Genomic DNA, 22,933 nt, shown 5'->3' on the forward strand with positions numbered 1-22,933 from the left:
GAGAAGGAAGTTCAGATGACTCCTCCGTTCAAGGGGTCGAGTACCCCGCGCAGCCTCGGCGGCGGACACGAACGCCGGCACACCACGGTGCCCTCGCCGTTCAGTCGTTTCGCCGCCTACCCGGAAAAAACCGGGCTGTACGACCCCGCCCACGAAAAGGACGCCTGCGGCTTGGCGGTGATTGCCACCCTGCGGGGCGGGCCGGGCCACCACATCGTCGACGCGGCGCTGACGGCGCTGCGCAATCTGGAACACCGCGGCGCGGTCGGCGCCGACGAAGGAACCGGCGACGGCGCCGGGTTGCTCACCCAGATCCCCGATGAATTCTTCCGCGCGGTGGTGGGCTTCGAACTGCCGGCGGCCGGCCGGTATGCCGCCGGAACCGCGTTCCTGCCCAGCGACGAGTCTGAGGCGGCGGTAGCGCGGGACGGCGTGGAGGGCATCGCCGCCTCCGAAGGCCTCACAGTCCTCGGCTGGCGCGACGTCCCGGTGGTGGCCGAACTGGTCGGCGCCATGGCGCGGTCCTGCATGCCCCACTTTGCTCAGGTGTTCCTGGGCCTCGACCCGGCCGCTGCCGGCAGCAGCGATGTGGATGCCCGCGTTTTCCGCGTCCGCAAGCGCGCCCAAAACAAGTTCGGCGTGTATTTCCCGTCGCTGTCGTCCAAGACCATCGTCTACAAGGGAATGCTGACCACCGCGCAGCTGGAACCCTTCTACCCGGACCTCTCCGACCCTCGCTTCAAGACGAAACTGGGTATCGTCCACTCCCGCTTCTCCACCAACACGTTCCCCTCGTGGCCGCTGGCCCAGCCGTTCCGCACCATCGCGCACAACGGCGAGATCAATACGGTCAAGGGCAACCGCAATTGGATGCGGGCCCGCCAGTCGCAGCTGAAGGGCCCCCTGCTGGGCGACACGCCGGAAGAGCTGTTCCCCATCTGCACGCCCGGCGCCTCCGACTCCGCCTCCTTTGACGAAGTCGCCGAATTGCTGATGCTCGCGGGCCGCCCGATTACGCAAGCGATCATGATGATGATTCCGGAGGCGTGGGAGAACCACGCCACGATGGACCCTGAGCGCCGCGCCTTCTACCAATACCACTCGATGCTCATGGAGCCGTGGGACGGCCCCGCGGCCGTTTCCTTCACCGACGGCCGGCTCGTTGGGGCCGTGCTCGACCGCAACGGCCTGCGCCCGGCCCGCTACTGGGTTACCGAGGACGGGTTGGTCGTGCTGGCCTCGGAGGTCGGCGTCGTCAACATCGATCCCGCCACGGTGGTCAGGAAGGGCCGGGTCTCACCGGGGAAGATGTTCCTGGTGGATACCGAGGCCGGCCGGCTGGTCGAGGACGAGGAGATCAAGGCCGACGTCGCGGCCGCCAACCCGTGGGGCGAATGGCTCAAGGACAACATGATCCGGCTGGAGGACCTGCCGGAACGCGAGCACGTGGTGCACACCGCCGCGTCGGTCAACCTCCGCCAGCGGACCTTCGGCTACACGCAGGAAGAACTGCGGATCCTGCTGGGCCCGATGGCCCGCACCGGCGCCGAACCGCTGGGGGCCATGGGCACCGACACCCCGATCGCGGTGTTGTCCAAGCGCCCTCGGCTGCTGTTCGACTACTTCGTGCAGTCCTTCGCCCAGGTGACCAACCCTCCGCTGGACGCCATCCGCGAAGAACTCGTGACCTCGCTGCGTTCGTCGATCGGCCCCGACGGCAACCTGCTGGCGACCGGCCAGGTGCGCACCACCCAGGTGGCGCTGAACTTCCCCGTGATCAACAACGACGAACTGGCCAAGATCGCCGCGATGGAAGACGAGGAGGGCAGCCGCCTCGCGCTGAAGGTGAGTGGCCTTTACCGGCCCGACGGCGGCGCCGCCGAGTTGGCCGCCCGGCTGCAGGAGATCTGCGAAAAGGTCTCCGGCGCCGTCAACCGCGGCGTGAAGTTCATCGTGCTCTCGGACCGGGACTCGAATGCCCAATGGGCGCCCATCCCGTCGCTGCTGCTGACGAGCGCCGTGCACCACCACCTGCTCAAGAGCGCCAACCGGACCAAGATCTCGCTGCTGGTGGAAGCCGGCGACGTGCGTGAGGTCCACCACGTGGCCGCCCTCATCGGGTACGGCGCTTCCGCCGTCAATCCTTATCTGGCGATGGAAAGCTGCGAGGAACTGGTGCGCAACGGCGACCTCCAGGGCGTCACCGCGTCCCAGGCCGTGCAGAACCTGATCAAGGGCCTGGGCAAGGGCGTCCTGAAGATTATGTCCAAGATGGGCATTTCCACCGTCCCCTCCTACTGCGGTGCCCAGACGTTCGAAGCGATCGGGCTCGCCCAATCCCTGGTCGACCAGTACTTTGCCGGCACCCAGTCGCAGCTCGGCGGCGTCGGCCTGGACGTCATCGCCGCCGAGGCGGCGGCGCGGCACGCCCAGGCCTACCCCGCCGATGGGATCGAAGACCCTCACCGGTCGCTTGAGAACGGCGGCGAGTATCAGTGGCGCCGTGAAGGACCGCCGCACCTGTTCAACCCGGAAACGGTGTTCCGGCTGCAGCATGCCACGCGTGAACGGCGCTACGACGTGTTCAAGGCGTATACCCGCGGCGTGGACGACCAGGCGAAGGACCTGATGACGCTCCGCGGCCTGTTGAAGTTCAAGGCCGGCGCCCGCCCGCCCGTGCCGCTGGAGGAGGTCGAACCGGTCTCCAGCATCGTCAAGCGTTTCTCCACGGGGGCCATGAGCTACGGCTCCATCTCGCAGGAGGCGCACGAAACGCTCGCCATCGCCATGAACCGGCTGGGCGGGAAATCGAACACCGGCGAGGGCGGCGAGGACGTGGACCGGCTGCTGGACCCGGAGCGCCGTTCGGCGATCAAGCAGGTGGCCTCCGGCCGGTTCGGCGTCACCAGCCTGTACCTGACCAACGCGGAGGACCTCCAGATCAAAATGGCCCAGGGAGCCAAGCCCGGCGAGGGCGGCCAACTGATGAGCCAGAAGGTCTACCCGTGGGTGGCCCGGACCAGGCATTCGACACCGGGCGTGGGCCTGATCTCGCCGCCGCCGCACCACGACATCTACTCGATCGAGGACCTGGCGCAGCTGATCTACGACCTGAAGCGCTCCAACCCCTCGGCGCGCGTGCATGTGAAGCTGGTGTCCGAAGTCGGGATCGGCACCGTGGCGGCCGGCGTGACCAAGGCGAAGGCCGACGTCGTCCTCGTCTCGGGGCACGACGGCGGCACCGGGGCGAGCCCGCTGAACTCGCTCAAACATGCCGGAGCGCCCTGGGAACTGGGGCTGGCCGAGACGCAACAGACGCTGATGCTCAACGGCCTGCGGGACCGGGTGGTCGTGCAGGTGGACGGGCAACTGAAGAGCGGCCGCGACGTGGTGATCGCGGCGCTGCTGGGCGGCGAGGAGTTCGGCTTCGCGACGGCGCCGCTGGTGGTCTCCGGCTGCATCATGATGCGCGTCTGCCACCTGGACACCTGCCCCGTGGGGGTTGCCACGCAGAACCCGGAACTCCGCCGCCGGTTCACCGGCAAGCCCGAGTTCGTGGTGAACTTCTTCGAGTTCATTGCGGAGGAAGTGCGCGAACTGCTGGCCGGACTGGGCTTCCGCAGCCTGGCCGAGGCCATCGGCCACGCGGAGCTGCTGGACACCCGCGAAGCACTCGACCACTGGAAGGCCGACGGCCTGGACCTGTCACCGATCCTGCGCGGCTACGGCACCGATTCCGACATCCCGCTGCGCAACATGACCACGCAGAACCACGAACTGGACAAGCACTTCGACAACCAGCTGATCGCCATGAGCTCCGACGCGCTGACCGACCGCGAACCGGTGCGGATCAGCCTGGACGTGATCAACACCGACCGGGCCGTGGGCACGATGCTCGGCCACGAAGTGACCAGGCGTTTCGGCATCGAAACCCTGGCGGACGATACCATCGACGTGACGCTGACCGGACAGGCCGGGCAGTCGCTGGGCGCCTTCCTGCCCGCCGGCATCACCCTGCGGCTGCTCGGCGACTCGAACGACTACGTCGGCAAGGGGCTCTCCGGCGGACGGATTATCGTCCGGCCGGACCGGGCCAACACGTTCGCGTCCGAACGCAACGTGATTGCGGGCAACGTCATCGGTTACGGCGCCACCAGCGGCGAGATGTTCCTGCGCGGCCAGGTGGGCGAGCGGTTCCTGGTCCGGAACTCGGGTGCCACCGCCGTCGTCGAAGGAATCGGCGACCACGGCTGCGAGTACATGACCGGGGGACTGGCCCTGGTCCTGGGCCGGACCGGCCGCAACTTCGGCGCCGGCATGTCCGGCGGCGTGGCCTACGTGCTGGACCTGGACCCCGGCATGCTGAACACGCAGAGCACCGGCACCGGCGAATTGCAGCTGCTGCGGCCGGACCCGGCGGACGAAGGGACCATCGCCACCCTGTTGAAGAAACATGCGGAGGAGACCGGTTCCCGGCTCGCCGGGCGCCTGCTCGAGGACCTCGACGGGACCCTGGCCCGCATCACCAAGGTGCTGCCGCGCGACTACGCGGCGGTGCTGCAAGCCCGGGCGAACGCCGAAGCCGAAGGGCTCGACCCCGACGGCGACGTTGTCTGGACCCGAATCCTGGAGGTAACCGGTGGCTGACCCACGCGGATTTATGAAAGTTCGAGAACGCCAGACCCAGCCCCGCCGTCCTGTTCCCGTGCGGATCATGGACTGGAAGGAAGTCTACGAGGCGCAGGAAAAGGGCGTGCTCCGCAGCCAAGCCGGCCGCTGCATGGACTGCGGCATCCCGTTCTGCCACCAGGGCTGCCCGCTGGCAAACCTGATCCCGGAGTGGAACGACCTGACCTGGCGCGGCAAGGACCAGGAAGCGATCGAGCGGCTGCACGCCACCAACAACTTCCCCGAATTCACCGGCCGGCTGTGCCCGGCGCCGTGCGAGGCGGCCTGCGTGCTGGGCATCAACCAACCGGCGGTGACCATCAAGCAGGTGGAAGTCTCCGTCATCGAGGAAGCCTTCGACCAGGGCTGGGTGACTCCGCACGCGCCGGAGCGGCTGACCGGTCACACGATCGCCGTCGTCGGATCCGGCCCCGCGGGGCTGGCCACGGCGCAGCAACTGACACGGGCCGGCCACACCGTGGCGGTGTACGAGCGCGACGACAAGGTAGGCGGTTTGCTGCGTTACGGCATTCCCGACTTCAAGATGGAGAAGCACTACCTGGACCGCCGGCTGGAGCAGATGCGGGCCGAGGGCACGCGGTTCCGCACCGGCATCGAGGCGGGCAAGGACATCAGCTGGGACCAGCTGCGCCGCCGCTACGACGCCGTGGTGATCGCGACCGGTGCCACCGTGCCACGGGACCTGCCGATCCCCGGTCGCGGGCTGTCCGGCGTGCACTTCGCCATGGACTACCTGGTGCAGGCCAACCGGGTGGTCGCCGGCGAATCGGTCCCGGACCAGATCGACGCCCGGGGCAAGCACGTGGTGATCCTGGGCGGCGGCGACACCGGCGCGGACTGCCTCGGCACCGCGCACCGGCAGCAGGCGGCCTCGGTCACCACCCTGGCCATCGGCAAGCAGCCGCCGGCCCAGCGTGCTTCGCACCAGCCGTGGCCGACGTTCCCCACGCTGTTCGAAGTGGCCAGCGCCCACGAGGAAGGCGGCGAGCGGACCTACCTCGCCTCCACCGTGGAGTTCGTGGGCGAGAACGGCGTGCTCACCGCGCTGAAGGTCGCCGAGACCGAGTTCGTGGACGGCAGGCGGGTGCCCAAGGCGGGAACGGAGCGGGAGATCCCGGCGGACCTGGTGTTCCTGTCCCTGGGCTTCACCGGTCCGGAGCATGCCGGGATCGATGCGCAGGTCAACGCGTCCTTCGACGAGCGCGGGAACGTCGCACGCGACGGCGGCTACATGACCGGCGCCGAGGGCATCTTCGTGGCCGGCGACGCCGGGCGAGGACAGTCCTTGATCGTGTGGGCGATCGCCGAGGGGCGCGCCTGCGCCGCCGCCGTCGACCGGTGGTTGACCGGTACCACGCGGCTGCCGGCACCGGTGGCCCCGGAAGACCGTGCGATCGCGGTGCTGCCCTAGCGGCGGCCCGCCTGCGCGATGGCCGCATTCTGATTAGGGTAGGTATATGAGACGCGCAAAAATCGTTGCAACCTTCGGCCCAGCCATCGCCAGTTACGAGAGCACCTTGGCCGTCCTCCAGGCGGGCGTGGACGTGGCCCGGATGAACATGAGCCACGGCGACTACCGCGTGCATCAGCAGACCTATGACAACGTCCGCAAGGCGTCGGCGGAACTGTCCAAGCCGGTGGGCATTTTCGCCGACCTGCAGGGACCCAAGATCCGCCTGGGGCGCTTCGTGAACGGCCCCCACCACCTCGCGGTGGGGGACCGCTTCACGATCACCACCGAGGACGTGGAGGGAACCGCCGAGCAATGCTCGACCACGCACAAGGGCCTGCCGGGCGACGTCAACGTGGGCGACTCCCTGCTGATCGACGACGGCAAGGTGGCGCTGAAGGCCATCGAGGTCGACGACGTCAAGGTGGTCACGGAAGTCACCGTGGCGGGTGCGGTGTCCAATAACAAGGGCATCAACCTGCCCGGCGTCGCGGTCAACGTCCCGGCCCTGAGCGAGAAGGACGAGGAAGACCTGCGCTGGGCGCTCAAGACCGGCGTCGACATGGTGGCGCTGTCCTTCGTGCGCAACGCCGGCGACGTCCGGCGGGTCCACGAGATCATGGACGAGGAGGGACGCCGCGCCCCGGTCATCGCCAAGATCGAGAAGCCGCAGGCCGTGGACGCCATCGAAGAGATCATCGACGCGTTCGACGCCATCATGATCGCCCGCGGCGACCTGGGCGTGGAGTTGCCGCTGGAGGACGTGCCGCTGGTGCAGAAGCGCGCCGTCGAACTCGCCCGCCGCTGGGCGAAACCGGTGATCGTGGCCACCCAGGTGCTCGAATCGATGATCGACAACCCCCGGCCCACCCGGGCCGAGGCGTCGGACTGCGCCAACGCCGTGCTCGACGGTGCGGACGCGGTCATGCTCTCGGGCGAAACCAGCGTGGGCAAGTACCCGCTGGAGACGGTCCGGACCATGGCCCGGATCATCGAGTCCACCGAGCAGCACGGGCTGGACCGCATCCAGCCGCTGGGCAGCCAGCCGAGGACCCGCGGCGGCGCCATCACGCGGGCGGCCGTGCAAATCGCCGACCAGCTCGACGCCAAGTACATCTGTACGTTCACCCAGTCGGGCGACTCGGCCCGCCGGCTCAGCCGGCTGCGCCCGGGGCGGCCGGTCTTCGCGTTCACCCCGCTCCAGTCCACCCTGAACGTGCTGTCGCTGACCTGGGGCATCCAGCCGCTGGTCGTGGAGTTCGTCGAGCACACGGATCATATGACCGCCCAGGTGGACCGGATCCTCTACGAGCGCGGGCTGGTGGAGATTGATGACCTGGTCGTCATCGCCGCCGGTTCGCCCCCGGGCAAGGCCGGTTCCACCAACTCCCTGAAGGTGCACCGGGTAGGCGACCTGGCGGATGCCGGCGAGCTGCTGGACGGCCAGCCGCACCCCCGGCCCGAGCGGGTCGGCCCCTGGCCGACGTCGTAGGCGAAGGGCCGGCGCAGTCCGCGGACAACAGAACGGCCTCCGGATCATTCCGGAGGCCGTTCCCGTAGTCTAGTTTCGCCAACTGGGTTGGCCGTTCGCGTTGCCTTAGTTCACCTGGTTGATGATGGTCTCGGCGACTTCGCGCATGCTCAGCCGGCGGTCCATCGACGTCTTCTGGATCCAGCGGAACGCTTCCGGCTCGGTCAGGCCCATCTTGGTGATGAGCAGGCTCTTGGCCCGCTCCACCAGCTTCCGGGTCTCGAACTGCTCCTGCAGGTCGGACACCTCGGACTCCAGGGCGGCGATCTCTTCGTGGCGGGAGAGCGCGATCTCGATGGCCGGGATCAGGTCCGCCGGCGTGAAGGGCTTCACCACGTACGCCATGGCACCGGCGTCGCGGGCGCGCTCCACGAGCTCTTTCTGGCTGAACGCGGTCAGCAGCACCACCGGGGCGATGCGTGCCTTGACGATCTGCTCCGCGGCCGAGATGCCGTCCATCACGGGCATCTTCACATCCATGAGGACCAGGTCCGGCTTCAGTTCCTGGGCGAGTTCCACGGCCTTTTCGCCGTTGTCGGCTTCGCCAACGACGTCGTAGCCCTCGCCCCTCAAAATTTCGACGATATCCAGGCGGATCAGTGTCTCGTCCTCCGCGACGACGACGCGGCGAGCGGGGACAGACTCGGTTTGTTCAGACACTGGCGCTCCTAGAGTGTTGCGTTGCCATTGGCATGGCGTCGGTTCCGTGAAATAGCCTATCGGCATGTAGAGTAGATTCGCGCACCGGGCAGCATGACGGTTTTCACAGTTGGAGACCGGCTTCGCGACCGATGCAGGCCCGAGTGGCGGAATGGCAGACGCACCGCACTCAAAATGCGGCGGGGAAACTCGTGTGGGTTCGAATCCCACCTCGGGCACGTTTTTACTGTGCGGAGGCATGTAGGCCTCTGGTAGTGGACAAATGTTGACTTGTGGGCCCCTTCGGGGGTCTTTCATTTGTCGGCCGTTGCCGGGGCAGCCGGCTCCTCGCTTGGTTTTGGCGCAGTGGCGCTGCAGATTGGTCATGGCGGAGCTGTTCCGCGTCGGAACTGCAAGACGTGACATTGGCTGGGGGACAAGCTGCACCTTGCAGACACCGGCTGTTCCGTTGGCTTTGTGCGCTTCCGGTTTTTGGTCAGTGGGTTAGGACCCCGGGCGCCCCGGCCAGTCCTTGCCGGCCCATGGGTCGTAGTCGCTGATGAGCTCCTCCTGCGGCGGCCGCTTCGTTACGGGGACGTGCTGCAAGTTCACTCGCACCCTGTACCAGAGCGAGCTTGATCCGCGCATTCCGTCGACGAGCACATCAGCCGGTTGCAGGGCCGGGACGACGTCCGCATGCCGAGTCTTCCACTCATCGAGCGCCGCGTACGCCTCGCGCTTGGTCTTGGTTCGGGCCACTTCAATGAGCGGCATCATCGACTTCCGGCGGCCGGAGCCGTCGCCGCCGCCCGGCGGTTTCTCGGCGGGGCCGAGCTCGGCCGCCAAGGCGAGGAGCCCGTCGAGGGTGCCGACCGCGTCATCGATGCCGGCGTGAGGGTCGCCCACGTCGGCGAAGCGCTCGAGCACCGAGCGCACAGTGAACTGTTCCGGCCGGGCGGAGGTGACCTCGTCCCATGTGAGCGGCGTCGAAACCCGGGCGTCGGGCAGGGGCCGGATCGAGTACGCGGAAGCCACGGTGCGGTCTTTGGCGTTCTGGTTGAAGTCGACGAACACACTCTCGCCGCGCTCCTCCTTCCACCACCGTGCGGTGGCGAGGCCGGGAGCGCGGTTCTCGACCTCGCGAGCGAGGGTCTCTGCGGCGAGCCGCACGTGGCGGTACGACCATTGAGGCGCGATGCGCACAAGGATGTGGAGTCCCCGCGACCCACTCGTCTTCGGCCAACCCACCAGTCCCACGTCGTTGAGCACCTCCCGTGCGACGCAGGCGACGTCGACGATCTGCGACCAGTCGACTCCCGGCATCGGATCGAGGTCGACCCGCAGCTCGTCGGGGTGCTCGAGGTCCTCGGCGCGCACGGGGTGCGGGTTGAGGTCCAGGCATCCAAGATTCACGACCCACGCTAGGCCCGCAGCATCCCTAAGGACGGCCTCTTCGGCTGATGTCCCCGACGCATAGTGCAGCGTTGTCGTGTGGATGAAGTCAGGGTGGTTTTCAGGCACGCGCTTCTGAAAGAATGGCTCAGCATCGATGCCCTTCGGGAAGCGCTTGAGCACCATTGGGCGGCCGCCGGCGCCGCGCAGTGCACCATCCGCGACGGCAAGGTAGTAGCGAACCAGGTCGAGCTTCGTCAGCCCGGGTTGTGGGAACACCACCTTGTCCGGACTCGAGATGCGAACCTCGCTGCCGGCAATGTTAAGGATCTCGGCTGGGGCCTTCGACGGGTTCATTCCGCCACGCTAGCAACGATCGGATGTCCCAACCAGACCAGCTGCGCGGCAGCCCGGCCTGGTCTTGTTTGCACAGGGAAGCGGTCCAACCCTTGCCGGTGTACCCCTTCTGGGTGTCGAATCTGTTAACAGCACGCGAGTGTGCAGGGACGAGGCTGCCTACGACGCCAGGAGGCGCTCATGTCGGGGAAATCGGCCAACGGGTTGGCGAAGGGTTCTGGACGGAGCGCGGATCTGCGCCGGGCGGAGGTCTCCGCCGCGGCAACGGTGTCCCGGCCGGAGCAGATCCGCAACGTGGCGTTGGTGGGCCACTCCGGTGCCGGGAAGACGATGCTCGCGGAGGCCCTCTTGCTGGCGGCGGGGGCCACGAACCGGATGGGTTCGATCATCGACGGCACCACCGTCAGCGACTCGGATCCCTCCGAGATCCGCCAGCAGCGTTCCGTCGTGCTCTCCGTCCTTCCCGTGATGTTCGACGACGTCAAAATCAACCTCTTGGACACTCCGGGCTATTCGGACTTCACCGGCGAGCTGCGGGCCGGTCTTCGTGCCGCCGACGCCGCCCTGTTCGTCGTGTCCGCCGTGGACGGGATCGATGCCGCGACCACCGCGCTGTGGGGCGAATGCGAGAGCGTCGGGATGCCGAGGGCGGTGGCCATCAGCCGGCTGGACCACCCGCGGGCCGACTTCGAAGCGGCGCTGGCCGGCTGCCGCCGCGCCTTCGGCGAGTCCGTGCAGCCGCTGTACCTGCCGGTGCGGAGCGGGGCGGACCTGACGGGGCTGCACGCACTGCTGTCCGGCATCGTATCGGACTACAGTGCCGGGGAACGAAAGCCCGATGTCCGTCCCGCGGGCGCCGGGGAGCTCGCGGGAGCCGAGGAGGCCCGCAGCGCCCTGATCGAAGGCATCATCGCCGAGAGCGAGGACGAGTCCCTGATGGACCGCTACCTCGGCGGCGAGGAAATCGGCCTCGATGTGCTGTTCTCCGACCTGGAGACCGCCGTCGCGCGCGGATCCTTCTACCCGGTGCTGGCCACCTCCTCGGAAACCGGGCTGGGCATCCCGGAGCTGCTGGACATGCTCCAGCGGGCATTCCCGTCCCCGCTCGAGCGCCCGATGCCGGCGGCGACGGGACTCTACGGTTCGCGCAGCACCCCGCTGCGCTGCGACCCCGACGGACCGCTCGCCGGCGAAGTGATCCGCACGACCACGGACCCGTTTTTGGGCCGGGTCTCCCTGGTCCGGATCTTTTCGGGCACCCTGCGGGACGACTCCGCCATCCACGTGTCCGGGCACGGGCTCGCCGACCGGGGCCACGCCGACCACGACAGCGACGAACGGGTCACGCATCTGCACGCCCCGCTCGCCTCGACCCTGCGGTCGGTGTCCCTGTGCATCGCCGGCGACATCTGCGCGTTGACGAAGATCGGCACGGCCGAGACCGGCGACACGGTGTCGTCGCGGGAGCAGCCGATGCTCATCCAACCCTGGGAGATGCCGGAACCGCTGTTGCCTGTCGCGGTGGAGGCGGCCACGCGCAACGACGAGGCCGCCCTGGCGAAAAGCCTGGCCAAGGTGGCCGCGGGCGACCCGACCCTGCGGGTGGAGCGGCACACTGAGACCCACCAACTCATCCTGTGGTGCATGGGCGAATCGCACGCCGAGGTGGTGCTCGACCGGCTGCGCGGGCAGGGCGTGAATGTGCAAACCGTCGACGTCGTCACGCCCCTGCGCGAAACGTTCGCGATAGGGGCCACCGGACGCGGACGCTACGTCAAGCAGTCCGGCGGGCACGGCCAATTCGCCATCTGCGAGATCGAGGTGGAACCGCTTCCGCGGGGCGCCGGGTTTGAATTCGTGGACAAGATCGTGGGCGGCATCATCCCGGGGCCGTACATCGCGTCCGTCGAGAAGGGTGTCCGGGCGCAGATGGAAAAAGGCGTCTCCGCCGGCTTCCCCGTCGTCGACATCCGCGTGACACTGGTCGGCGGCAAGACCCACAGCGTCGATTCCTCCGACGCGGCCTTCCAATCCGCGGGTGCCCTGGCCCTGCGGGAAGCCGCAGCGGCGGCGCGCATCCAGTTGCTCGAGCCGGTCTCCGCCGTGACGATCACGGTGCCCGACGACTACGTGGGAACTGTGATGAGCGACTTGTCCGCACGGCGCGGACGGCTGACCGGATCTGATTCGGCCGGCGGGGACCTCACCGAAATCAGTGCAGAAGTCCCGGACCAGGAATTGCTGCGCTACGCCATCGATCTTCGTGCGCTGACCGGCGGCACCGGGCGTTTCCGGCGGGCCTACCTGAGGCACGACCCGGTGCCTTCGGCGGCGGCGACGGGGGTCGGGCAGCGGTAAGGTCTTCGGCCGGGACGGGTCCGGTCACCCGCCGGAGCGGAGGACGCGGGCGAGTTTTCCCAGGGCGTCCGTCCAGCCGGCCCGGTGCAGGCCGAGACGTTCCTCGGTGGCGAACCCGCCCTGCCGGAGGGCGAGGCGGGTGCCGTCCTCCGAGGGTTTGAGGGAGAGCGTGACGACGGTTTCGCGGTCATCGGGCGCGGGCTCCTCCCACCGGAAGGTGTAGGCGAGGCGGCGCGGAGGGAAGAATTCGAGAAACTCACCGGCGAGGTGGAAGGGCGGGCCGTCGGGCGGTTTCATCGTCAGCCGGTAGGTGCCGCCCGGCCTGGCGTCGAGCACGGCGTCGGGTGTTGTGAAACCTTCGGGACCCCACCATGTGGCCAATTCACCCGCCTCCGTCAGCATGCGGAAAACCTTGTCGCACGGCGCGGCCAGGACCACCTTCAGCTCCAGCACGAAACCGCCGGGTTGCTCGTTCATCGGACGCGGCCCCTTCCGGCACCGACCCCGCAGTTGAAGGCGTGGGGGCCCCTTGTCCGACCATCGTAGTCCCGGCGTGCGGTCGCCGGCCCGGCCATCGTAGTCCCGCCGGCCGGCCCCGTGCAGGAGCCCGGGGTCGACACCGGTCATGGACATCCCCGGATGCCGGTGGGAGCATGGCTGTATTCGCGCCCCGGCCGCACGGCCCCGGCGGGAGGCAGCGGCTGGAGGAATCATGCCAGGGCCCGATCTCGAACTTGTTGCCGAGCGGTATCACCGAGCGCTGGACGCGTTCGTCCAGGGAAACCCCGCTTTGGCGAAGGACCTGTTTTCGCGGCAGGAGGAGGTCACGCTTGCCAATCCGTTGGGGCCGCCTGCCCGTGGCTGGGCGGAGGTCGAGGCGGCCATGGACCGGGCGGTATCGCATTTCAGGGAGGGCGAGCCGATCCGGTTTGAACGGATTTCGACCTACGTCGCGACCGATCTGGCCTACATCGTCGAAATCGAGCGGACCCGGGTGAAGGTCAGCGTGTCCGATTCGGCGTCCCCGATCTCGCTGCGGGTCACGACGATATTCCGGCTGGAGGACAGCAACTGGAAGATCATCCACCGTCACGCCGATCCCATCACCTCCCCGCGGACCATCGATTCGATCGTCGAGCAGTAGCCGGCAGCCGGCCGGCGGCAGGCGCCGCGGGCCCTCGACTCCATCGTCGGGCACTGGCCGGCAGCCGGCCGGCGGTCAGGCGCCGCTGACCCTCGAGCGGAGGAATTCGGCAGCAGGGCCGGCGAGCGATGCCCCAATCTCCGCCGCCCCTCTTCTCCCGCCCTTGACGTCGAAGGAATGGTCGCCGCCTTCCTGCCAGGCGAGCACGGCATTCGGGCCGATGCGTGCGACGACGGACTCGAGCAGTTCCGGGGTTGCGAAGGTATCGCGGGTGCCCTGCAGGAACAGCATGGGCAGCGTGAGGCCATACAGGTGCTCGTCGCGCAGCCTGTCCGGTTTCCCCGGCGGGTGCAACGGATAGCCGAGGTACACCAGGCCGGCGGCCGGCATTCCCTCCGCCACGGCCATCGACGCCATGCGGCCGCCGAAGGATTTGCCGGCCGCCCACAGCGGTTCACCTTCGGACCGCGCTGCCGCTTCCCGCATGGCCGAACGCCACGCCACGATGGCAGCCGGCGGGCGGTCCGGAAACTTCCTGCCGGCCTCCCGGTAGGGGAAGTTGAAGCGCAAGGTGGCTACGCCGTCGTCGTTCAAGGCGCGGGTGAAACCGGACAGGAACGGGTGGTCCATGCCCGCGCCGGCCCCGTGGGCCACCACCAGCGAAGCGAAGGGGGACTCGGGGCGGGCGTAGATACCGGAGACAGTGGTGTCGCCGACGTCGATGGTCACGGTGGACTCGGTGATAGGCATGCTCCCATCATGCCCTCGCCAGAAGCGAGTGTGTGTGTTTAGGTGTTCCCATGGCCAGCGAACAGACAACGCTGACGGTCGACGGACCGCACGGCGAGCGCGAGGTGCGCATTTCGAGCCCGAGCCGGGTGATGTGGCCCGAACTCGGGATCACCAAACTGGATCTGGCGCGCTACATCGCGGAGGTTGGCGAGGCCTTCGTCCGCGCCAACGGCGACCGGCCGGTGTCCTTGCAACGGTTCTCGAACGGGGTCGACGGCGAGCAGTTCTTCTCGAAGAATCCGCCCAAGGGTGCGCCCGAGTTCGTGCGGTCGGTGATGGTGGTGTATCCGAGCGCCCGGTCGCACCCGCAACTGGTCCTCGACGAGCCCGCCGCGGCGGTGTGGGCGGTGCAGATGAACACCGTGGTGTTCCACCCGTGGCCGTCGCGCGCGGGGAACTCCGACAACCCGGACCAGCTTCGCATCGACCTGGACCCGCAGCCGGGGACCTCGTTCGACGACGCCATCCCGGTGGCGATCGAACTGCGGTCGGTGCTGGCGGAGGCCGGACTCAACGCGTTCATCAAGACCTCCGGAAACCGCGGGCTGCACATGTTCGCGCCGATCGAGCCGACGCACGAATTCCTGGACGTGCGCCACGCCGTCATCGCCGCGGCGCGGGAGATCGAGCGGCGGATGCCGAAACAAGTGACGACGTCGTGGTGGAAGGAGGAGCGCGGGGAGCGGATCTTCGTGGACTTCAACCAGGCCAACCGCGACCGGACCATGGCGGGTGCCTACAGCCCGCGGGCCCTGCCGAACGCGGCGGTGTCCTGCCCCATCGCATGGGACGAACTCGAGACGGCCGATCCGAAGAACTTCACGATCGCCACGGTTCCGGACAGGCTGAAGACAACCGGCGACCCATGGGCCCGCATGCATGATGAGCCGGGCAAGATCGACGTCCTGCTCCAGTGGTGGGAACGCGACCTCGCCGCGGGCCTGGGGGAGATGCCCTTCCCGCCCGACTATCCGAAGATGCCGGGCGAGCCGCCGCGGGTGCAGCCCAGCCGGGCGCGCAAGAAGGACTAGCGGGCCCGCCAACCTGACGGATACCGCCCTCGGCGACCGCCGCCCCCGGCCCCTATTCGAACCGGGACGGGTCGCCGGCCCCGTAACGGACCACTTCGGCAGTGCCGCCGGAAAAGTCGACGACCGTGGAGGGCTCGGACCCGCAGTCGCCGCCATCCACCACGGCGTCCACCACATGGTCGAGCCGGTCCTTGATCTCCCAGCCCTGGGTCAGCGGTTCCTCCTCGCCCGGCAGCAGCAGCGTGCTGGAGAGCAGCGGCTCGCCCAGCTCCGCCAGGATCGCCTGCGCGACTTTGTTCGCCGGAATGCGGACGCCCACGGTCTTCTTCTTCGGATGCATTAGCCGGCGGGGAACCTCCGCGGTGGCCGGCAGAATGAAGGTGTAGCTTCCCGGCGTCACCGCCTTGATGCTGCGGAAAACCTTGTTGTCGACGTGCACGAACTGGCCCAGCTGGGCAAAGTCCTTGCAGACCAAGGTGAAATGGTGCTTGTTGTCGAGCCGGCGAATGGTCCGGATCCGTTCCAGGGCGTCCTTGTTGCCCAGCTGCGCGCCGAAGGCATAACAAGAGTCGGTCGGGTACACGATCAACGCGTCCGACTGGACAAGGCCAACAATCTGGCCGATCGACCGCGGCTGGGGATCCTGGGGGTGTACGTCGAAGTATCTCGCCATTCCCCGAGCTTACGGCCACGGGCGCGGTTGATGCATGAGCGGAGCATCCTGTGCGGGCGTCGGTCTCAGGAAGGGACCGACTGGTCCATCCACCACTCCGTGAAGTGGGTTGCCCGGCCTTCGCCGTTCAACCGGATCACCCACAAATTGCTGTAGGTGCGTCCGTCCCGGTGGTAGGCAGTCGTTCCCTCCACCACGGAGACGTCGTCGGTCACGGCGACTTCGTGCCACTCGAAGGTCGCCGCGCCGGGCTCATCCTTGCGGGCCAGCCACTGCTGGACGATGCTGTCCCGGCCACGCCACGGGTCCGTCCACGGCTCCGGCCGGTACTCGGCGTCGTCGGCAAACAGGGCTCCGATCTGATCCGGGTCATTGGTTTCCCACGCCTGCCGGTAAGCGGTGATCCACGCCGCCGTCTTCCCATCCATCCCACCGTTGTACTGCGGCGGCCGCGGGCCGACAACCCCGGCATCCCCACGGGCCGCGTGCGGACCGATAACCCCGTCTTTCCCGCGGGCCGCATGCCACGCTTCCGCTGGTTGAACCCGCTGGCTAGCATGGGGCCCATGGCCCGGACTATCTACTACGTCGGCAGCTCGGTGGATGGGTATATCGCCGACCGCAGCAACAAGCTCGACTGGCTCACGCAATTCAACGACGCCGCCGGCGTCCAGGACAGCTTCGAAACCTTCATGCAGCGCATCGGGTCCATCGTGATGGGCTCCGAGACGTACAAGTTCGTGCTGGAGCAGGCACCGGAGGAGTGGCCCTACGGCTCAACACCCACCTGGGTCTTCACGCATCACGAACTGCCAGGCATCCCCGGAGCGGACATCACGTTTGTGCGAGGCGACGTGGGTATCTTCCACGACGACATCTGCGCCGACGCCGGCGAGAAAGACGTGTGGCTGGTCGGCGGCGGTCAACTTGCCGCGCAGTATGCGTCGGCCGGCCTGCTGGACGAACTCATCCTGACGTTGGTGCCGGTAATGCTGGGCGGAGGACAACCGCTGCTACCGGTTACCAGCACGACGGCGCCCGCCCGGCTGCGCGGCAGCCGCACCTTGGGCGACTTGGTAGAGATGCACTACGACCTCAACCCGGTGGCGGTCTAGCCTCGCGCCTGGGCGGGGCCCCCGCGCGGTCCTGCTGCAACCACAACTACCGCCCTCCAGCTCAGCGGCGCGCCTTGCGCCGCTTTGTCCTTCAGCCTCCGCAGTCCGCCTTCAGTCTTCCAATGTTGACCAAGGACGCTCGGGCCTCCGCCTTCCCCCAATGTCGTCCTCCGGCGTCCCTGCACCGCCTGTGTCCCTGCTCGACTATCCAGACTCACGGCCCGATACCACTCATCCGCGGCTCTCAGCGGGGAATTTCCGCATCGCCCGAAACTGTCAGTGGCGGCGGATAGCCTGTTTTCAGTAGCAGTTGAGCACCATCGTTGGCCGCCGGGTAGTGGGTTTGCCGGCGGCGTCTGCGGATCCGTGCAGGGTTCGTGACCGTTCATAGTCGAAGCCATGCAGTATGCATGCTGAAGATTGAGACGCTGAGATGTTTGATCCGGCCGTACCCGATCCTCCCGCCGCAGCATCGCCTGCTGCAGGACCTGTCGGAGACCCGTCTGCCCCAGCCCGGTCTGCCGTAACGTCGTCTGCCGCAACCGGGGACGCCGCAGCATCTCCTGCCGAAACCCCGTCTGTCACAACCCCGGCCGCCCCGGTATCACCTGCCGGCAGCGGTTCGAGGCGGGAGCCCGGACCGGCCTCGGCACCGCTGGATTCTGCCGCTGTTCGGGCTGCGGCCGTTGCCCTCGAGGGCATCGACGTGGGTGCGTCGGAGCGGGAGTTGGTGGAGGAGCTGACGGCGTTGGAGGGTTTGAAGGCTGCCGCGGCGGCCGCGCAGGCCAGGGTGCAGGTCGCGTTGGAGGACTCGGTGCGTGCCCGCCGTGCCTGCGCCGGGATACCGAAAGACCGGCAGGGCGCCGGGGTGGCCGCCCAGATCGGGTTGGCCCGGCGCGAGTCCCCGCACCGTGCCGCGGTCCTGCTGAACCTCTCCCGGACCCTGGTCACACAGATGCCGCACACCCTGGCCGCCCTCGCCGCGGGGGACCTGAACGAATACCGGGCCGAGATCCTGGCCCAGGAGACCGGCTGCCTGTCCCGGGAGCACCGGGCCCGGGTGGACCGGGAACTGGCCGGGAACCGGGACCGGCTGCACGGGTTGGGGAACCGGGCGCTGCGGGCCGAAGCCAAGCGCCTGGCCTACCGGCTCGATCCCCGCTCGGTGGTGGGCCGGGCGGCGAAGGCCGAAGCGGACCGGCATGTGTCCTCCCGGCCTGAGCCGGACACGATGGTCTCGGTCCGGACCCTGCTGCCGGTCATCCAGGGGGTGGCGGTGATGGCTGCCCTGCACAAGGAAGCGGACCGGCTGCGCAGCACGGGGGACCCCCGGTCGCGGGGCCAGATGATGGCCGATACCGTGTTCGAACGGGTCACCGGCCGCAGCACCGCTGACCCGGCCCGGCTGGAAATCCAGTTGGTGATGACCGACCGTGCCCTGCTGCGGGGTGAGGCCGAGCCGGTTTGGCTGACCGGGCACGGCATCGTCCCGGCCGGTTACGCCCGCAACCTCACCGGCCCGCCGCAACCGCCGGCATCGGCGCCAGCACTGGCAGCAACCGGCGGCAGCCCGCGGGGCGGGGCCGGGCAGAAGGCGCCGCCGGCCGGGACCGAGCCGGGCTGGAAGACCGCCCGCGAGCAGGCCCAACGCACCAAGGTATTGAAACAGGCCACCGTGGAGGACGTCTGGGTCCGCCGCCTCTACACCGCGCCGGGGACCGGGCAACTGCTGGGGATGGACTCGGCCGCACGAAAATTCCCCGACGGGATGCGCCGGATGATCCACGCCCGCGACGCCGTCTGCGCAAGGCCCTGGTGCGACGCCCCGATCCGGCACATCGACCACATCGTGCCCTGGACGCAAGGCGGTGAAACGACCATGGCCAACGGCCAGGGACTGTGCGAACAATGCAACCAGTCAAAGGAAGCCGAAGGCTGGTCCAGCCGCACCCTCGACGGACCCCACCACACGGTGGAAACCATCACCCCCACCGGACACACCTACACCTCCACCCCGCCACCACTACCAGGCACCCCGCCAACCGGAGCGTCAGAGACCGATAAGGCCAGAACCGAGACGGTGCCGCCGGGCACAGTGATGTCGGCCGCAGGGACCGCCCAGCCATCCTTGGCATCGAGCGCAGAAATCATTCACGGCGCGTTGGCCGCTGCCGCGGCGAACAGCGATGACGACGCCGACGACGGTGCCCGGCGGAGCGCCTGCACTGCGGGCGGTTGGGCAGTAGTGAAAATTCCGAGGGACAAGCTCGCCCCGTCGGCCGCCTAAATTGCCAGCACAAGAGGGAGTGGCGCTGACCAGCGCAAGGGGGAGTGGCGCTGACGCCGATCCCAGCAGTGCGCCGATCTGGCCTCCGGGCTTGCGGGCCAGGGTTTCGAAGAGTGCCTACCCGTTGTCGCGGATCAAATTGGTGATCCGCGCGGTGGAGAGGCGCCGCCCGTCCTCATCGGTCATCACGACTTCGTGCACGGTCAGCGAACGCCCCAGCTGGATGGCCGTCGCAGTGCCGGTGACCAGTCCCGAGGAGACGGAGCGGTGATGGCTGGCGCCGACTTCGATGCCGACCGCGTGTCGGCCGGCGCCCGCGTGCAAAGACGCCGCGAAGGACCCCAGCGTTTCGGCCAGCACCACATGCGCGCCGCCATGCAGGATGCCCGCCACTTGGGTATTTCCTTCCACCGGCATCGTTGCCACCATGCGCTGCGGGGTCATCTCGCTGAAAACGATGCCCATCTTCACCACGAGCGATCCCACCCCGGTGTGTATCAGCCACCGGTGCAAGTGTTCCGGGACACCGGCGTCGACCAGTTCGGCGATCGTGGCCGCGGCCGTGGCCGGAAGCGCGCCCTGCGAGTGTCCCGCAGCACTGTCGCCGGGTGTGAATTTGTCGCTCATGGGAACTAGGCTGGCAGGTGTGAGTGAAACTAACAAACCGGCAGCAGCGACCGCGACAGTAGAGGCGGAGGGAGCCCCCGTTTCTGGCCCGGAGAGCGAAGCATCGGGGCCAAAGCGCCTGCTGCTGATCGATGGCCACTCGATGGCGTTCCGCGCGTTCTACGCCCTGCCGGTGGAAAACTTCTCCACGGATACCGGCCAGCACACGAATGCCGTCTACGGTTTCACCTCCATGCTGATCAAGATGATCGAGCAGCGCGAACCGACCCACATCGCCGTGGCGTTTGACCTGGACACTCCCACCTTCCGCACCGAGGAGTATTCCGAGTACAAGGGCGGCCGTAACAAAACGCCCGAGGAATTCCACGGCCAGGTGGACCTGATCGTCAAGGTGATGGAGGCGATGCAGATCCCCACCGTCACCTTGGACGGATACGAGGCCGACGACGTCATCGCCACCCTGAGTGAGCGGGCGGAGAAGTCCGGCTGGGAGGTTCTGGTGGTGTCCGGGGACCGGGACGCGTTCCAGCTCATCACGGACAAAGTCACCGTGCTGTACCCGAAGAAGGGCATCAGCGACATCCCGCCGATGGACGCCGACGCGGTCGAAGCCAAGTACTTCGTCCGGCCTGAACGGTACGCCGATCTCGCGGCGCTCGTCGGTGAGACCGCCGACAACCTTCCCGGCGTCCCCGGCGTCGGCCCAAAGACCGCGGCCAAGTGGATCAATCTCTACGGCGGCGTCGAAGGCATCCTGGAGAACCTGGATTCGATCGGCGGCAAGGTCGGCGAGGCGCTCCGGGCCAATGTCGATTCGGTCAAGCGCAACCGCCGGCTGAACCACCTGCTCCGGGACCTGGACCTGCCCGTGAAGCTGGAGCACATGGTGCTGCAGCACCCCGACCGGACTGCCATCGAGGAACTCTTCGATGCGCTCCAGTTCAACACCCTGCGCAAGCGGCTCTTCGACCTCTTCGGCGAGGAGGACGCCGTCCGCGAGACTGAGGTCAACGCCCCCGCCCACGCGGTGGTCACCGATGCCGCCGCCCTGAAGGAATGGCTGGAGGAGACCAACCAGCACAACGTTGCCCTGCAGCTGGTGGCCGAAACCGCGGAAGGCGGGGACGACGCCGTCGGGCTGGCCCTGGTGGCCCACGCCCAGGCCGCCTACGTGCCGCTGACTTCGCTGGACGCCGACGCCGAGCAGTTGCTGGCACACTGGCTGTCCGACCTTGACGCGCCGAAGGTCGTCCACGACTTCAAGTACGCCTACAAGGTTCTCTCGCGGCGCGGGTTCGAGCTGTTGGGCGTCGTCGACGACACCGCGATTTCGGCCTATCTCATCCAGCCGGACCGGCGCAGCTACGAACTGGCGGACCTGGCCCAGTACCACCTGAAGATGTCCGTGGCGGCCCCCGAAGCCGCGGCGAACGGGCAGTTGGAACTCGGCCTGTCCGAGGATGACAAGGCCGGACCGGCCGTCGTGCAGGCCTTCGCCGCGCTGCAGCTGAGCGAACACTTCGCCGGACAACTGGTGGACCGCGGCGCCAACCAGCTGCTGGGCGGGCTCGACCTGCCCCTGTCGCTGGTATTGGCGCGGATGGAATTGGACGGCATTGCCGTGGACGCCGGCGCGCTGGACCGGCTGGTGGACGACTTCACCGTGACCATCGACGCCGCCAGCTCGGCGGCCTTCGGCATCATCGGCAAGGAAATCAACCTGGGCTCGCCCAAGCAGTTGCAGACGGTGTTGTTCGAGGAGCTGGGGCTGCCGAAGACCAAGAAGATCAAGACTGGTTATTCGACCGACGCCGATGCGCTCAACGACCTGTTCGCCAAGACGGGCAACGAATTCCTGGTCCAATTGCTGGCCTATCGCGATGCTTCAAAGCTGCGGCAGACGGTGGAAGGCCTCCGCAAGACCGTGGCGGATGATGGGCGGATCCACACCACCTACGCGCAGACGGTGGCCGCCACCGGCAGGCTGTCCTCCATCAACCCGAACCTGCAGAACATCCCGGTCCGGTCGGAGGCCGGCCGGCGCATCCGGGAAGCGTTCGTCGTCGGCGAGGGCTACGAGCTGCTTCTGACCGCCGACTATTCGCAGATCGAAATGCGCATCATGGCCCACCTGTCCGGAGACGAAGGCCTGATCGAGGCATTCCGCTCGGGCGAGGACCTGCACCGGTTTGTCGGCGCGCACATCTTCGGGGTCGCGCCCGAGGACGTCACCAGCGAGATGCGCGCCAAGGTCAAGGCCATGTCCTACGGCCTGGTGTACGGGCTGAGTTCGTTCGGGCTGTCCAAGCAGCTGAACATCTCCGTGGACGAGGCGCGGACGCTGATGAAGGAATACTTCTCGCGGTTCGGCGCCGTCCGCGATTATCTGCGCGGAGTGGTGGACAAGGCCAGGGTGGACGGGTTCACCTCGACGATCGAAGGCCGCCGCCGTTACCTGCCGGACCTGGCCAGCGACAACCGCCAGCTGCGCGAGATGTCGGAGCGGGCCGCGCTGAACGCGCCCATCCAGGGATCGGCGGCGGACATCATCAAGAAGGCCATGCTCGGCGTCTCGGAGGAGCTGCGCCGCCAGGGACTGAAGTCCCGGATGCTGCTGCAGGTCCACGACGAACTCGTGCTCGAAGTAGCGGCGGGGGAGCGGGAACAGGTGGAGAAGTTGGTGCGCGCCCAAATGGGCGGCGCCGCGGAACTGACCGTGCCGTTGGACGTGTCCGTCGGCGTCGGCGCCAACTGGCAGGAAGCCGGACACTAGACACGTCCAGCCTCCAGTGTCCCGGCACGCGGAGGCGGTGACGGTTCTGTGCGATGGCTGCGGCTCCCTCTGGTG

General features: G+C 67.9%; 16 protein-coding genes and 1 tRNA gene. 10 read left to right on the forward strand and 7 right to left on the reverse strand.

Annotated features, from left to right (window positions below; all coding sequences use genetic code 11):
* Positions 1–15: 15 nt before the first annotated feature.
* Genes gltB through pyk form a run of 3 tightly spaced genes read left to right on the forward strand, consistent with a single transcriptional unit; the run spans position 16 to position 7,631 of the window.
* Positions 16–4,647, forward strand: coding sequence for a glutamate synthase large subunit (gene gltB, locus AC5RWG_RS01035; RefSeq protein ID WP_494166249.1), 4,632 nt, complete (start codon positions 16–18; stop codon positions 4,645–4,647).
* Positions 4,640–6,100, forward strand: a complete 1,461-nt coding sequence (locus tag AC5RWG_RS01040; RefSeq protein ID WP_494139288.1) for a glutamate synthase subunit beta — start codon at positions 4,640–4,642, stop codon at positions 6,098–6,100. The genes gltB and AC5RWG_RS01040 overlap by 8 nt, the downstream gene beginning before the upstream one ends.
* Before the next feature lie 46 nt (positions 6,101–6,146).
* Positions 6,147–7,631 (forward strand): pyruvate kinase, encoded by a 1,485-nt coding sequence (gene pyk / locus AC5RWG_RS01045; protein ID WP_494109193.1) that lies wholly within the window; start codon positions 6,147–6,149, stop codon positions 7,629–7,631.
* Positions 7,632–7,736: 105 nt separating this feature from the next.
* Here pyk and AC5RWG_RS01050 read toward each other — a convergent pair whose 3' ends face one another.
* Entirely contained in the window at positions 7,737–8,330 is a 594-nt protein-coding gene (locus AC5RWG_RS01050) for an ANTAR domain-containing response regulator (protein WP_493977830.1), read from the reverse strand.
* 137 nt (positions 8,331–8,467) lie between these two features.
* Between AC5RWG_RS01050 and AC5RWG_RS01055 the strand changes: the two genes are divergently transcribed.
* Positions 8,468–8,548: transfer RNA gene (locus AC5RWG_RS01055), tRNA-Leu, on the forward strand.
* A gap of 265 nt (positions 8,549–8,813) precedes the next feature.
* Here the strand turns inward: AC5RWG_RS01055 and ligD (AC5RWG_RS01060) are convergent.
* The gene (gene ligD, locus AC5RWG_RS01060) at positions 8,814–10,058 is read right to left on the reverse strand and encodes a non-homologous end-joining DNA ligase (protein WP_494109194.1); all 1,245 of its coding nucleotides are present in this window, start codon (positions 10,056–10,058) and stop codon (positions 8,814–8,816) included.
* Positions 10,059–10,238: 180 nt separating this feature from the next.
* Between ligD (AC5RWG_RS01060) and AC5RWG_RS01065 the strand changes: the two genes are divergently transcribed.
* Complete coding sequence (locus AC5RWG_RS01065) at positions 10,239–12,416, forward strand: elongation factor G-like protein EF-G2 (protein ID WP_494139287.1); 2,178 nt, start codon at positions 10,239–10,241, stop codon at positions 12,414–12,416.
* Between the two features lie 24 nt (positions 12,417–12,440).
* Here AC5RWG_RS01065 and AC5RWG_RS01070 read toward each other — a convergent pair whose 3' ends face one another.
* Positions 12,441–12,893 (reverse strand): SRPBCC family protein, encoded by a 453-nt coding sequence (locus AC5RWG_RS01070; RefSeq protein ID WP_494013892.1) that lies wholly within the window; start codon positions 12,891–12,893, stop codon positions 12,441–12,443.
* 235 nt (positions 12,894–13,128) lie between these two features.
* Between AC5RWG_RS01070 and AC5RWG_RS01075 the strand changes: the two genes are divergently transcribed.
* A complete protein-coding gene (locus AC5RWG_RS01075) occupies positions 13,129–13,560 on the forward strand; it encodes a YybH family protein (protein ID WP_494013893.1) in 432 nt (143 codons plus the stop codon).
* Between the two features lie 75 nt (positions 13,561–13,635).
* Here AC5RWG_RS01075 and AC5RWG_RS01080 read toward each other — a convergent pair whose 3' ends face one another.
* Positions 13,636–14,310 (reverse strand): alpha/beta hydrolase family protein, encoded by a 675-nt coding sequence (locus AC5RWG_RS01080; protein ID WP_494013894.1) that lies wholly within the window; start codon positions 14,308–14,310, stop codon positions 13,636–13,638.
* A gap of 50 nt (positions 14,311–14,360) precedes the next feature.
* Here AC5RWG_RS01080 and ligD (AC5RWG_RS01085) point away from each other — a divergent pair, with 50 nt between their 5' ends.
* Positions 14,361–15,383 (forward strand): non-homologous end-joining DNA ligase, encoded by a 1,023-nt coding sequence (gene ligD / locus AC5RWG_RS01085; protein ID WP_494013895.1) that lies wholly within the window; start codon positions 14,361–14,363, stop codon positions 15,381–15,383.
* Positions 15,384–15,435: 52 nt separating this feature from the next.
* Here the strand turns inward: ligD (AC5RWG_RS01085) and AC5RWG_RS01090 are convergent, their stop codons facing one another.
* Complete coding sequence (locus tag AC5RWG_RS01090) at positions 15,436–16,056, reverse strand: L-threonylcarbamoyladenylate synthase (protein WP_494109200.1); 621 nt, start codon at positions 16,054–16,056, stop codon at positions 15,436–15,438.
* Positions 16,057–16,121: 65 nt separating this feature from the next.
* Positions 16,122–16,484 (reverse strand): nuclear transport factor 2 family protein, encoded by a 363-nt coding sequence (locus tag AC5RWG_RS01095; RefSeq protein WP_494013897.1) that lies wholly within the window; start codon positions 16,482–16,484, stop codon positions 16,122–16,124.
* 138 nt (positions 16,485–16,622) lie between these two features.
* On the opposite strand from AC5RWG_RS01095, the gene AC5RWG_RS01100 reads away from it, so the two are divergent.
* Together AC5RWG_RS01100 and AC5RWG_RS01105 are read left to right on the forward strand one after the other, a co-directional pair.
* Complete coding sequence (locus AC5RWG_RS01100) at positions 16,623–17,171, forward strand: dihydrofolate reductase family protein (protein WP_494025862.1); 549 nt, start codon at positions 16,623–16,625, stop codon at positions 17,169–17,171.
* A gap of 706 nt (positions 17,172–17,877) precedes the next feature.
* Positions 17,878–19,458 carry an HNH endonuclease gene (locus tag AC5RWG_RS01105; RefSeq protein WP_494109201.1) on the forward strand — a complete coding sequence of 527 codons (1,581 nt, stop codon included), beginning with the start codon at positions 17,878–17,880 and terminating at the stop codon, positions 19,456–19,458.
* A gap of 117 nt (positions 19,459–19,575) precedes the next feature.
* Here AC5RWG_RS01105 and AC5RWG_RS01110 read toward each other — a convergent pair whose 3' ends face one another.
* On the reverse strand, positions 19,576–20,085 hold the full coding sequence (locus tag AC5RWG_RS01110; RefSeq protein ID WP_493999610.1) for a hotdog fold thioesterase: 510 nt from the start codon (positions 20,083–20,085) through the stop codon (positions 19,576–19,578).
* Here AC5RWG_RS01110 and polA point away from each other — a divergent pair.
* Entirely contained in the window at positions 20,084–22,858 is a 2,775-nt protein-coding gene (gene polA / locus AC5RWG_RS01115) for a DNA polymerase I (RefSeq protein WP_494109202.1), read from the forward strand. The two genes, AC5RWG_RS01110 and polA, sit on opposite strands and share 2 nt — an antisense overlap.
* Positions 22,859–22,933 lie beyond the last annotated feature (75 nt).

Source organism: Arthrobacter sp. Y3221160 (genome assembly GCF_059092585.1).

Coding starts and splice junctions, on each gene's coding strand:
- AC5RWG_RS01080 (WP_494013894.1), bottom strand. CDS start 14,310: ATGCCTATCACCGAGTCCACCGTGACCATCGACGTCGGCGACACCACT.
- AC5RWG_RS01110 (WP_493999610.1), bottom strand. CDS start 20,085: ATGAGCGACAAATTCACACCCGGCGACAGTGCTGCGGGACACTCGCAG.
- AC5RWG_RS01095 (WP_494013897.1), bottom strand. CDS start 16,484: ATGGATGGGAAGACGGCGGCGTGGATCACCGCTTACCGGCAGGCGTGG.
- AC5RWG_RS01090 (WP_494109200.1), bottom strand. CDS start 16,056: ATGGCGAGATACTTCGACGTACACCCCCAGGATCCCCAGCCGCGGTCG.
- AC5RWG_RS01100 (WP_494025862.1), top strand. CDS start 16,623: ATGGCCCGGACTATCTACTACGTCGGCAGCTCGGTGGATGGGTATATC.
- ligD (WP_494013895.1), top strand. CDS start 14,361: ATGGCCAGCGAACAGACAACGCTGACGGTCGACGGACCGCACGGCGAG.
- gltB (WP_494166249.1), top strand. CDS start 16: ATGACTCCTCCGTTCAAGGGGTCGAGTACCCCGCGCAGCCTCGGCGGC.
- polA (WP_494109202.1), top strand. CDS start 20,084: ATGGGAACTAGGCTGGCAGGTGTGAGTGAAACTAACAAACCGGCAGCA.
- AC5RWG_RS01065 (WP_494139287.1), top strand. CDS start 10,239: ATGTCGGGGAAATCGGCCAACGGGTTGGCGAAGGGTTCTGGACGGAGC.
- AC5RWG_RS01070 (WP_494013892.1), bottom strand. CDS start 12,893: ATGAACGAGCAACCCGGCGGTTTCGTGCTGGAGCTGAAGGTGGTCCTG.
- pyk (WP_494109193.1), top strand. CDS start 6,147: ATGAGACGCGCAAAAATCGTTGCAACCTTCGGCCCAGCCATCGCCAGT.
- AC5RWG_RS01075 (WP_494013893.1), top strand. CDS start 13,129: ATGCCAGGGCCCGATCTCGAACTTGTTGCCGAGCGGTATCACCGAGCG.
- ligD (WP_494109194.1), bottom strand. CDS start 10,058: ATGAACCCGTCGAAGGCCCCAGCCGAGATCCTTAACATTGCCGGCAGC.